This is a genomic window from Thiothrix unzii (assembly GCF_017901175.1).
Taxonomy (GTDB): Bacteria; Pseudomonadota; Gammaproteobacteria; order Thiotrichales; family Thiotrichaceae; genus Thiothrix; species Thiothrix unzii.
Window position 1 is genome coordinate 1,772,705 of record NZ_CP072793.1, and the last position, 12,049, is coordinate 1,784,753.

Sequence of the window (12,049 nt, forward strand, 5' to 3'; positions counted from 1 at the left end):
AGTGTGCTAAACTGTTGCCATAAACATTGATGGATGCCGCACCATGCACCTGAAAATCCCTTACGGACTAAGTAACTTCAAGCAAGTCATCAGCGAAGGCTATACCTACGTTGACAAGACTGAGTACATCGCCAAGTTGGAAGATGCTGGTCGTCACTTGTTTTTAATGCGCCCACGTCGTTTCGGGAAAAGCCTGCTGTTATCGGCGATGGAGTACTATTATGACGTGGGTTGCAAAGACGACTTTGATGCTCTTTTTTCAAACCTTTACATCGGCAAGCATCCCACCCCGCTAAAAAACAGCTACCAAGTGCTGTTCATGGAATTCAGCGGAATTGACACGGATAGAGGGCTTGACTCCATTTATCTGGCGTTCGACCGTAAAATTGCTAATGCACTGCAAACATTCCTGCAACGGTATGGTTATCCTGCCGACACACACCATCTGATTGAAGCTGAGCCAACACCACAGAGCCGGATGGAAGCCTTTTTCCGGGTTGTTAGTGGGCAAAAGCTGTTGTTACTGATCGATGAATACGATCACTTTGCCAATGCCATTTTGTCGCAAGACCTGACGTTGTTTCAGCGTATCATGGGCAAAGGCGGGTTCGTGCGTAGCTTCTACGAAACCCTCAAGACCGCCACCCAGCGCGGCACACTTGACCGCCTGTTCGTTACTGGGGTCACGCCCATCATGCTCGACAGCATGACCAGTGGTTTCAATATCGGCGAGAATCTTTCCCTGCACAAAGGTTTTAACGCGGCGGTAGGATTCACCAAGGCGGAAGTAGCCCAGTTGCTGCAACCACTGGTGGAAAGCTGCCAACTTGAACCGCAAGCCTTAATGGGTGCTGTAACCCAATGGTACAACGGCTACCGTTTTCACGCCCAAGCCCTCGAAACCGTTTATAATGCCAATATGGTACTGTATTTCCTGAAGAATTTTGATACAGAAACGTGTAGTTCGCCTAGGCAAATGCTGGATGACAACATCGCTTCCGACTACGGCAAGATTTTGGGAATGTTCAGCATTGGCGACCGCGACACCAATTTTACGGTGTTGGATGAACTCATCAGCGGCGGCGAAGTGACCGCCGAACAACGCCGTAAATTTGACTTTGAAAAAGGCTTTGACCGCGACGATTTCATCAGCCTGTTAGCGTACATGGGATTTGTGTCATTACAGCGCGAAACGTTATCTGGTGAAGTGTTTGGCATCCCCAATCATGTGATGCGCGAACTGTATTTTCGCTACTTCAAGGTGGAATTAGAACGCCGTAACCAGATGACCATTTCCAACCGTGCAATAGCCGTGGCGGTGGAAACACTCGCGTTGCGTGACGACATCCAACCGCTGGTGGAGGAAATGGTGCAGGCACTGCAACTGCTTTCCAACCGTGACGCAATGGGAATGGATGAGAAACACATCAAAGTGCTGTTACTCACGTTGTTGTACCAATCCTCGGTGTATTTCATCCAAAGCGAGCGGGAAATCGACCGTAAATACCCTGACATCCTGCTGCTGGAGCGCAGCCCGATTGAGGTTGACCACCAACATTTGATCGAGCTGAAATACAGCAAGGTCAGTGACGGTGAAACAGGCTGGGCAACCAAACGTCAAGCAGGAACCGAACAGGTCCAAGGCTATTTGCAATTACCAACGATTGCCGCACTCCCCAAACTCAGTGCTTGGTTACTTATCAGTGACGGGATAAAAGTAGAAGTCGTAAAGGTACAATAAACCAACCAAAGGCAATGTTTGCTACCACGCCGCCTACCCATTACAATTGCGCCCTCTTTAGGACTCAACACTTATATTTGGAGTACACACCGTGGCTATCGAACAAACCATTTCCATCATTAAACCTGACGCTGTTGCTAAAAACGTTATTGGTCAGATCTACAGCCGTTTTGAAAACGCTGGCCTGAAAATCGTTGCTGCTAAAATGGTTCACCTGAGCCAAGAACGCGCTGAAGGCTTCTACGCTGTTCACAAAGAGCGTCCTTTCTTCAAGGATTTAGTGGCATTTATGACTTCTGGCCCTGTCATGGTACAAGTGTTGGAAGGTGAAAACGCCGTCACTAAAAACCGCGAACTGATGGGTGCAACCAACCCTAAGAATGCTGACGCTGGCACTATCCGCGCTGATTTTGCGGATTCCATCGACGAAAACGCGGTTCACGGCTCTGATAGCGCGGAAAATGCTGCTATCGAAATCGCCTACTTCTTCGGTGAAGAAGGTCTGTGCCCACGCACACGCTAATCGGCGTTTTACTAAAAGGTAACATCATCTGTGTCCAACACCGCTAACAAAGTCAATTTACTGGATTTTAGCCACGCAACGCTAAAAGATTATTTCATCAGCATTGGTGAAAAACCTTTCCGCGCCACGCAAGTGATTAAATGGCTACACCAAATGACTGCTGGCAGTGTTGACCAGATGACCAACCTAAGTAAGTCGTTACGCACGCTACTGGAAGAAAAGGCGGAAATTCGCGCCCCCGAAATCGTCATTGACCAGCAATCCGCCGATGGCACTCACAAATGGTTGTTGCGCCTAGCCGATGGCAATGCGATTGAAACCGTGTTTATCCCCGAAGATGATCGCGGAACCTTGTGCATTTCCACCCAAGTGGGCTGCGCGTTGGATTGCACTTTTTGTTCCACCGCCCGCCAAGGCTTTAACCGCAATCTCACGACTGCCGAAATTATCGGGCAACTCTGGGTCGCCAAACGCACCCTGCAAGCCGACCCCAAAGCCCCACGAGTTGTCAGCAATGTGGTACTGATGGGCATGGGCGAACCCTTACTGAATTTTGATAATACCGTCAATGCGTTAAGCCTGATGCTTGACGACAACGCTTACGGTTTAAGTAAACGTCGCGTTACTGTCAGCACTTCCGGGGTGTTACCCGCGTTAGAACGTTTGGGCAAAACCATCGACGTATCGTTAGCGGTATCGCTGCACGCCCCGAATGATGAGCTACGTGATCAACTGGTTCCATTGAACCGCAAATACCCGATTAAGGAATTACTCGCAACCTGTCGGCAATTCCTTGCAAACAAAACCACCGAGCGCAACCATATTACGTGGGAATACGTCATGCTGGATGGCGTGAATGACCGCGATGAACACGCGCACCAATTGGCGCAACTGCTGCGAGGGATTCCATCGAAAGTGAATTTAATTCCTTTCAACCCGTTTCCTTCCACCCGTTATGCGCGTTCCAGCAATAACCGTATCCACCGTTTCCGCGATATTTTAACGGAAGCGGGGTACACCGTGATAACAAGAAAAACACGTGGCGATGATATTGACGCGGCCTGTGGGCAATTAGCCGGGCAGGTAAATGATAAAAGTCGCAGAGATGTCCATTTCGCACGTATTGAGCGGAATAACTAAACAATGAAAGCAACAACAATGTACGCCCTGACAGCTTTGTTGGCTGCCAGCAGCGTGACTGGCTGCTCTAGCACGCCTGAGGGTTCCAGCGCGTCTGCCAGCAGTAAAGCCACCGGCTATTACACCCAATTGGGCGTAGCTTACCTGCAAAAAGACCGTTTGGATTTAGCTTCATTAAACCTTGAAAAAGCCTTGAAACAAGACGGCGATTCGGCGGATGTCCACCATTATTACGCGCTATTGCAAGACCGTTTAGGCAACCCCGGTAAGGCTGGCGAACATTTCCGGCAAGCCTTAAAACGCGATGGCAAAAATCCCGATCTGTTGAATAACTACGGCTCATTCCAATGCAAAAGCGGCAATATTAGCGACGCGGAAAGTGCGTTTATGGCAGCAGTACGTGACCCGCTTTACAAAACCCCGGCTTTTGCTTATACCAATGCAGGCATTTGTGTGCGTAAGCGTGGTGATAATGCCGCTGCGGAAAGTTACTTCCGCCAAGCCTTACAAGCGGACGGGCATTTTTCCGAAGCCTTGTATCAAATGGCAAAATTAAGCCACGAAAAAGGTGATAACGCCAAAGCACAGGCTTTCCTTTATCGCTATAATGAGAGCGCACCCGCCACAGCGGACGCATTGCTGCTATGCTATCAAATAGAAACAGCTATGCACGAAACGGAAAAAGCTGAAAGTTGTGCGGTCGCATTACGCGCTCGCTTCCCCGATAGCGCAGCTAACAGCCACATTAATTGACACAGTAGAACGATTTAGGAGGAACTGTGACGGAGACCACCACCCCGGTTGAAGAACAAACTTCTGCGATACAAGCTGGCGATTTGGGCAAACAGCTCATAGCGTGCCGCGAAAAAGCAGGATTAGATTTGGAACAAGCCGCTGATGAAATGCACCTGTCTACCAGCCTCCTGCGTTCACTGGAAAAGGAAGAATTTGCCCGCTTGCCAGAGCCGCCTTACGTGCGTGGCTATTTGCGCGGCTATGCAAAGTTCTCCGACACTGATCCCAAAGAGCTGATCCGCACTTACGAAGCGTTGCGCGGTGCAAACCCGGATGAGATTGCTCACCACTTTGCGCCCTCCCGTTCGTTACATCGTGTAGCACAACAACCTTCGATGTCACCCACTATCATCAAGTTGCTGGGTGTTGGGGTGATAGTACTGGGTTTAGGCATGTTATCGCTGTTGCCCAGCGTGCGTGATTGGACGAGCAGCACTTGGGCAGCTTTTTCTGCCAAGACCGCACCACCGCCAGTTGTGCGCCCTGCGCCTGCGTTGGAAACTTTTACCGCTCAAAAAGACGCGGAAGAGCAAGCAGTCGTCGCCACACCAGCGGCTACCACAACCCCTGATGCACCTGCGTCGACCAGTAGCGATGCAACACCCGCAGTTGCCAGTGCTGCCAGCACCCCTGAAACTGCCGCGCCTGCCGCCGATGCTGCTGCACCGCCTACTGCACCAGAAGGCACAACCACGCCAACTGCCAGCACGGATACCACTGCGACCACAAAACCAAGTGATGCAGCAACCGCGACAACTTCCGACACTGCCCCAACAACCGTAGCCACCGCCAGCAGCACGCAAGATACCGCGACAACTACGCCAACGGATAGCACCACGGTTTCCACCGCGACACCTGCCGCGCCCACCACCACCGATGCCAGCGCAACAACCCTCAGTACACCAGCGACGGCAACTACGGGCGATGCAACAACAACGGCTGCTACTACGCCAGCAACGGCTCCAGACGCAGCGACTGCAACCACCGCCGATGCCACAACCCCGGCGCAACCGATTGCGGGCGAAGTGAATATCAAACTGGAATTCACCGAAGACGTGTGGATGCAGGTCAAAGACGGCGGCAAGAAAACCTTGTATGAATCCCTCAATGCGTCAGGTTCAACCAAGGAGCTGAAAGCCACTACGCCACTCAATTTCAAAGTGGGCAATGCGCGTGGCGTGAAAATCTACCTCAATGGTCAATTGTACGACCAGGCTCCCCACACCAAGGAACGGCTGCTACTACGCCAGCAACGGCTCCAGACGCAGCGACTGCAACCACCGCCGATGCCACAACCCCGGCGCAACCGATTGCGGGCGAAGTGAATATCAAACTGGAATTCACCGAAGACGTGTGGATGCAGGTCAAAGACGGCGGCAAGAAAACCTTGTATGAATCCCTCAATGCGTCAGGTTCAACCAAGGAGCTGAAAGCCACTACGCCACTCAATTTCAAAGTGGGCAATGCGCGTGGCGTGAAAATCTACCTCAATGGTCAATTGTACGACCAGGCTCCCCACACCAAGGGCAGCGTTTCCCGCTTCAAAGTTGAATAATCATGGCTAAAAATATCCAATCTATCCGGGGGATGCACGACATCCTGCCGGACGCTACCCCCGCTTGGCAGTATTTTGAAAGTAGCGTGCGTACCTTATTGAAGCGTTACGGCTACCACGAAATCCGTATGCCAATCGTCGAACAAACTGACTTGTTCAAACGGGCGGTTGGTGAAGTGACCGACATTGTTGAAAAAGAAATGTACACGCTGGAAAGCCGCAGCGATGCCGACAGCAGCGAAGCCTTTGGTATGGCCTTGCGCCCGGAAGGGACGGCTGGTTGCGTGCGTGCCGGGATTCAAGCAGGTTTAATCTTTAACCAACAACAACGTCTGTGGTACGCAGGCCCGATGTTCCGCGCCGAACGCCCACAAAAAGGACGTTATCGCCAGTTCACCCAGGTTGGGGTAGAAACATTCGGCATTACCGGCCCGGATATTGATGCGGAATTAATCGCAATCGGTGCGCGTTTGTGGCAGCAATTGGGTTTAAAAAATATTCACTTGGAGCTCAACTCCCTCGGCACACTGGAAGCACGCCAAGCTTACCGTGAATTGCTGGTGGCGTATTTCAATGGGCATCACGCTTTGTTGGATGAAGATTCCAAACGCCGCTTGCACACCAACCCGTTACGCATTTTGGATACGAAAAATCCGGCAATGCGCGAGTTGGTTGCCGCCGCACCGAATTTACACGAACACCTCGACAGCGAATCCGCGACGCATTTTGCCCAATTGCAAACGCTGTTAGACGGTATGGGCATCCCGTATCGCATTAACCCGCGTTTGGTGCGTGGCTTAGATTACTATTCGCGCACCGTGTTTGAATGGGTGACGGATGAACTGGGTTCACAAGGAACAGTGTGTGCCGGTGGACGCTACGACGGCTTAGTGGAACAACTCGGTGGCAAACCAACCCCGGCGTGCGGTTTCGCAATGGGTGTGGAACGCCTGATTTTATTACTGGAAGCGCAAGGCATTACCCCACCGAGCAGCGCACCAGACGTGTTCCTGATTATGGCAGGTGAAACGGCAGTGCAAGCCGGTTTAGCGATTGCTGAACGCCTGCGCACTGCATTGCCTGACCTCAACCTAATCAGTAACTGTGGCGGCGGTAATTTCAAAACCCAAATGAAACGCGCCGATAAATCCGGGGCGGGATTCGCGCTGATTTTGGGCGATGATGAAGTGGCACGCGGTGAAATTAGCCTGAAACCCTTGCGCACGGGTGGCGAGCAGATTAACCTGCCCGTCAGCGACCTTGTGTCAACATTACCGCAACTGCTGGAAAAGCGATAACAACATCTCTTTATGTAAAAGGGCGAACTGATGAGCGATTACAAAACTGACGACGAAAAAGTCGAAGAACTCAAAGCTTGGTGGAAAGAAAACGGCACTTCCGTCATCGCAGGCATAGCTTTAGCCATTGCAGGCTTATTCGGTTGGGAATATTGGAAAGATTACCAAACCAGCACCGCCGCAGCGGCCTCTGATCTGTACGCGAAAGTTAGTAAAGTTGATGCAGCCGCACTGGAACAGGCTCTGCCAACAGTACAAACACTGCAAAAAGATTACGCATCCACGCCGTATGCAGCAACTGCCAGCCTCAAACTGGCGCAACAACACGCAGAAAAAGGCGATTATGAAGCCGCTGTAACCGCGTTACGCTGGGTCATCGACAACAGCAAAGAAGCTGCTTTTACCCAAGTGGCGAACGTGCGTTTAGCGCGGGTATTTTTAGCAATGGGCAAAACCGATGATGCGTTAGCGTTAACCACGCAAACCTACCCTGCGGCTTATCAGTCCTTAATCGAAGAGCTGAAAGGCGATGTTTACACCGCAAAAAACAACCTCGCAGAAGCGCGTGCGGCGTATGACAAAGCCATCCTGAGCAGCTCTGGCGGTTCCACGGAACTGATCAAACTCAAGCGCGACAATTTAGGCGAAGGCTAATCCGCATGAAATCCGTTGTTGGATTTTTACTGGCAAGTAGCTTACTTGCCGGTTGCAGCAGCGTTCAAGAAGTCACCTCAACCGTGCTTCCGGCATCAGAAGCACGCCAACCGCAAAAGCTGCAAGATTTTTCACCGCAAGCCAAAGTACGCACCTTGTGGCAGGTGGAAACCGGCAGCAGCAACCGTGACGTTCATGTACGCATTCACCCTTACCTTAACGGCAATACCCTCATCGTGGCGGGTGGTCAAAGCGTTAGTGCGTGGGATAAAACCAACGGCAAACGCCTTTGGCAAACCCCCATCAATCAAGCCACAATCAGTGGCGGCGTAAGTGGCGGCGACGCGCAAGTTTATCTTGGAACCAGCAACGGTAACGTGATTGCCCTCGACGCGAACACCGGGCAAGAACGTTGGCGTACCGCGCTCAATAGCGAAGTGTTGGGCATTTCCACCGCACAAACCGGCAAAGTGGTATTTCGTACCAGTGACGGGCGATTGCACGGCATTTCCACGGCTAACGGCGCAACCCTGTGGCAGCAAGCACGCCCCGGCAAAAGCTTGTCGTTACGCGGTGCGGGCGTACCGCTGGTGGTCGGCGGCATGGTCATTGCCGGATTCGACAGCGGTGTCGTTACCGCTTTCGACCTGCAAAGCGGCACAGCGTTATGGGAAGCCACCCTCGCCATCCCCAACGGCGCGGATGATTTAAGCCGGATGATTGACGTTGACGGCAAACTTAAAGCCATTGGCGAAGCCTTATTTGCCAGCAGTTACAACGGGCAAATTGCAGGCATTAATATGCGCAATGGAAATATTGCATGGTCTGCGCCTTACTCCAGCAATACCGGGGTTGATGCCGATGCGAATGGCTTATACACCACCAATGCCACTGGCGATGTCTGGCGTTTAGAGCCGCGCACCGGTAATCCGTTGTGGAAAATGGATGATTTGGAAGGTCGCCAACCTACCGTTCCCAGCATTGTCGGCGATTACCTCTTGGTGGGCGATCAGCAAGGTTATCTGCATTGGATTAATGCCCGCAGCGGGCAGTTAGCTGCACGAGTGCGCGGTGATTCTGCTGGTTACGTCGTGCCCGCGTTAACGGATGGCAATGTCAGTTACAGTTTAGGGCGCGATGGGCTGTTATCCGCATTTGTAGTGGAATAACCCCTTGCTCTGCAAAGAGTTTATCATCCTGCACCCTTCCCCCCTTGCGGGGGAAGGGTGCAGGATGGGGGGTTATTTCGCTGGTGCTGCGACTTGGGGTTTCGCTTCAATCTTGGTTTCTTGCTTTTCGCTGTCGCAATAGCTCCAGATGGCTTCCCAACGTGATGGGAAATCCTTGTCGATGAATTTCACCTGCATCCGTCCCCAATAGCGGGTCATTTTGCCGTAAATTCCAGGACGTGCGGTGGTGCATTCCACTTTGGATTTGTCTTTTGCCCAATAACCGTCGTAAGTCCCGCGATTTTGGTAAACCTTCGCCAAACCCACCAAATAAATCACGCCCGGATCTTCTTTGGGGCCGTAAGCGAATACCGCAGTGGGGCCAATTTCATCGGCGTAAATCACCCGACCTACGTTGGTGTCCCACACTTCATCCGCCATTGCCTGCCCAGTACCAGCTAACAGAGCGACCAGCCCTACGATTTTTAACAATTTCATCAAATTACTCCTTAACGGGTTGTGCTTTTTCACTATTGCCCAGCTCACCAGCAAATTCTGCATAACCTTGCATGAACGCCAATGTTTGCCAAGCTTCCTCTACATGGATGCCATTCTGCTGCAAATGTTCCAAGCGTTTTACGCCATCGGTTAACATTGCTAACAATTGCACCTCATCAAATATCTGCAATGCCAATTGCAATTCATCTTTGCTGGATGATAACAGGGTAGGAATCAATTCGTCAGGTTGAATCGGGGATTCCGGGTTGAGCAAATCCGCCACAAGCGTTGAACCCAGCAAGCTAAAATGTGCCTCACGTGCCATTTCTTCCTGATCCAGCTCGTGATGTGCCTGAGCATCGTTACCTGCACCCTGACGCACTGCCATCATGATAAAACTCAGCAGTTTACGGATAGCTTGTTTGGCTGGTGTTTGGTCATCCATCAGGTGTGATGCCGTTTCATAGGCGCGGTCAAAACGGTCTTTGAGTTGCAGCACCACATCGCTCTCAACCGTGCCTTTGAGGGTGGTGGCAGCTTCCAGTAACTGATGAAATTCGGCTTGGAACGCTACCAGTTCATCATGGTCACGGCGTTGCGCATCCAGCAAATTATCGTCGTCTAATACCAACGCATTTTCAAACAAAGGATTCGCCACTTTACGCAACAAATGGCGTTCGTGCGAACCGGGGTGTTCGGCACGTTGTATGATCATTGGGTATCCTCCAGCTAAAATGAGGGGTAACTATCGCACAAAGGACGACGGCCTCTCTAGGGTTTTTACGTATTGCGCTTTAGCAAGCTCACGAAATCATGTAGCATCGCCACATCCAATCGTCAGCAACACCACGAAGAAATTATGGACTTTCAGGACACTATCAAAAAAATCATCAGCCAACAGCCGTTAACCGCTGAAGAAATGACCAACGCCATGCGCACCCTGATGACGGGGCAAGCGACACCTGCGCAAATCGGTGCTTTCCTCGTGGGTTTACGGATGCGTGGTGAAACCGTTACCGAAATCAGTGCCGCCACGCACGTGATGCGCGAGCTTTCCACCCGTGTCACGGTTAACCCTGAATATTTGGTGGATACCTGCGGTACGGGGGGTGACTCTTCCGGGACATTTAATATCTCTACCGCCAGTAGCTTTGTAGCCGCCGCCGCCGGAGCGCGAGTGGCTAAACATGGCAATCGCTCGATTTCCAGCAAATCAGGCAGTGCTGATGTATTGGAAGCCGCCGGAATTAATCTTGCGATTACCCCGCAACAAGTGGCGCAATGCATTGATGAGGTTGGGGTCGGGTTCTTGTTTGCACAACGTCACCATAGCGCGATGGGTCATGCCAGTGCGCCGCGTCGTGAGTTGGGCATCCGCACTATTTTCAACTTGCTGGGGCCGATGGCAAACCCTGCGAACGCACCCAACCAAGTGTTAGGGGTATTTGCGCTAGAATGGGTACGCCCAATGGCGGAAGTGCTGCAAGCCCTGGGCAGTCGGCATGTTATGGTGGTTCACGCGCAAGACGGCTTAGACGAAATCAGTGTTGCCGCACCCACTTTTGTCGCTGAACTCAAAGACGGCGTGATTCACGAATACACGATTCAGCCGGAAGACTTTGGTTTGCAACGCGCCAGCCTTGACAGTTTACGGGTAAATACCGCACAGGAAAGCCTCGCAATGATTCAACAAGTGTTTGCCGGAGCCACGGGTGCTGCGCGTGACATTGTTTGCCTGAATGCTGGTGCTGCGATTTATGTTGCCGGTTGTGCCGATAGCCATGCGCAAGGCATTAACAAAGCGCAGCAAGCGATTGATTCCGGTGTCGCAGCACAACGCCTGCAACAATTGATTGACCTAACCCAGAGCTTTAACGCCGGATGAGTACCCCAGACATTTTACAAAAAATCCTCAATACCAAGCAGGAAGAAATTGCCAGCCGTTCGGCTTTAGTCAGCCTTGCGCAGTTACAAATACAGGCTGTCAGTGCTGATCCGGTGCGCGGTTTTGTGCGTTCTATGCAGCAACAGGTGGCACTGGGTAATCCGGCGATTATTGCAGAAATTAAGAAGGCATCGCCCAGTAAAGGCGTGATACGCGAGGATTTTGACCCGCCAGCGATTGCACAAAGTTATGCACAAGCAGGCGCGGCGTGCCTGTCTGTATTAACCGATGCGCAATACTTCCAAGGGCATGAAACTTACCTGCAAGCAGCGCGTGCGGCCTGTCAGTTGCCGGTTATCCGTAAGGATTTTATCGTTGATCCGTATCAGGTGTACGAAGCACGGGCAATGGGTGCAGACTGCATCTTATTGATTGTTTCAGCATTAGACGATGTGCAACTGACAAGCCTTTACCAGCTTGCCACCGAATTGGGCATGGATGTGCTGATTGAAGTACACGACCGCGCCGAATTACACCGCGCCCTACCGTTAAACGCACCGTTGATTGGGATTAATAACCGCAATTTACGCACCTTTGCCACCAGCTTAGATACCACGCTGGAATTATTAGCCGACGTACCTAGTGATGTGCTGGTTGTCACTGAAAGCGGTATCCACACCCAAGCCGATGTTGCTTTAATGCGCGAACATCAGGTTCATGCGTTTTTAGTGGGGGAAGCTTTTATGCGAGCGCAAGACCCCGGTGCGGCCTTGAAAACTTTGTTTTTTTAG

General features: G+C 51.6%; 13 protein-coding genes. 11 read left to right on the forward strand and 2 right to left on the reverse strand.

The genetic code is table 11. From position 1 onward, the window contains the following. Nucleotides 1–43 precede the first annotated feature (43 nt). From J9260_RS08955 to bamB, 9 genes are all read left to right on the forward strand, one after another. The gene (locus J9260_RS08955) at nucleotides 44–1,741 is read left to right on the forward strand and encodes an AAA family ATPase (RefSeq protein ID WP_210220653.1); all 1,698 of its coding nucleotides are present in this window, start codon (nucleotides 44–46) and stop codon (nucleotides 1,739–1,741) included. Nucleotides 1,742–1,832: 91 nt separating this feature from the next. Then, nucleotides 1,833–2,264: a nucleoside-diphosphate kinase gene (ndk, locus tag J9260_RS08960; RefSeq protein ID WP_210220654.1), complete on the forward strand. Its 432-nt coding sequence runs from the start codon at nucleotides 1,833–1,835 to the stop codon at nucleotides 2,262–2,264. A gap of 30 nt (nucleotides 2,265–2,294) precedes the next feature. Continuing rightward, nucleotides 2,295–3,404, forward strand: coding sequence for a dual-specificity RNA methyltransferase RlmN (rlmN, locus tag J9260_RS08965; RefSeq protein WP_210220655.1), 1,110 nt, complete (start codon nucleotides 2,295–2,297; stop codon nucleotides 3,402–3,404). A 3-nt stretch (nucleotides 3,405–3,407) separates the two neighbouring features. After that, on the forward strand, nucleotides 3,408–4,157 hold the full coding sequence (gene pilW / locus J9260_RS08970; protein WP_210220656.1) for a type IV pilus biogenesis/stability protein PilW: 750 nt from the start codon (nucleotides 3,408–3,410) through the stop codon (nucleotides 4,155–4,157). Between the two features lie 26 nt (nucleotides 4,158–4,183). After that, nucleotides 4,184–5,524: a helix-turn-helix domain-containing protein gene (locus tag J9260_RS08975; RefSeq protein ID WP_210220657.1), complete on the forward strand. Its 1,341-nt coding sequence runs from the start codon at nucleotides 4,184–4,186 to the stop codon at nucleotides 5,522–5,524. Beyond that, on the forward strand, nucleotides 5,521–5,754 hold the full coding sequence (locus tag J9260_RS08980) for a DUF4115 domain-containing protein (RefSeq protein WP_210220658.1): 234 nt from the start codon (nucleotides 5,521–5,523) through the stop codon (nucleotides 5,752–5,754). The genes J9260_RS08975 and J9260_RS08980 overlap by 4 nt, the downstream gene beginning before the upstream one ends. A gap of 2 nt (nucleotides 5,755–5,756) precedes the next feature. After that, entirely contained in the window at nucleotides 5,757–7,052 is a 1,296-nt protein-coding gene (gene hisS, locus J9260_RS08985; protein ID WP_210220659.1) for a histidine--tRNA ligase, read from the forward strand. Nucleotides 7,053–7,082: 30 nt separating this feature from the next. After that, entirely contained in the window at nucleotides 7,083–7,706 is a 624-nt protein-coding gene (locus J9260_RS08990; protein ID WP_210220660.1) for a YfgM family protein, read from the forward strand. 5 nt (nucleotides 7,707–7,711) lie between these two features. Further along, nucleotides 7,712–8,875: an outer membrane protein assembly factor BamB gene (gene bamB, locus J9260_RS08995; protein ID WP_210220661.1), complete on the forward strand. Its 1,164-nt coding sequence runs from the start codon at nucleotides 7,712–7,714 to the stop codon at nucleotides 8,873–8,875. 72 nt (nucleotides 8,876–8,947) lie between these two features. Here the strand turns inward: bamB and J9260_RS09000 are convergent, their stop codons facing one another. Continuing rightward, a complete protein-coding gene (locus J9260_RS09000) occupies nucleotides 8,948–9,373 on the reverse strand; it encodes a hypothetical protein (RefSeq protein ID WP_210220662.1) in 426 nt (141 codons plus the stop codon). Between the two features lie 4 nt (nucleotides 9,374–9,377). Next, nucleotides 9,378–10,088 (reverse strand): hypothetical protein, encoded by a 711-nt coding sequence (locus J9260_RS09005; protein ID WP_210220663.1) that lies wholly within the window; start codon nucleotides 10,086–10,088, stop codon nucleotides 9,378–9,380. A gap of 144 nt (nucleotides 10,089–10,232) precedes the next feature. Between J9260_RS09005 and trpD the strand changes: the two genes are divergently transcribed. Beyond that, nucleotides 10,233–11,258 (forward strand): anthranilate phosphoribosyltransferase, encoded by a 1,026-nt coding sequence (gene trpD / locus J9260_RS09010; RefSeq protein ID WP_210220664.1) that lies wholly within the window; start codon nucleotides 10,233–10,235, stop codon nucleotides 11,256–11,258. Beyond that, nucleotides 11,255–12,049: an indole-3-glycerol phosphate synthase TrpC gene (gene trpC, locus J9260_RS09015; protein ID WP_210220665.1), complete on the forward strand. Its 795-nt coding sequence runs from the start codon at nucleotides 11,255–11,257 to the stop codon at nucleotides 12,047–12,049. The genes trpD and trpC overlap by 4 nt, the downstream gene beginning before the upstream one ends.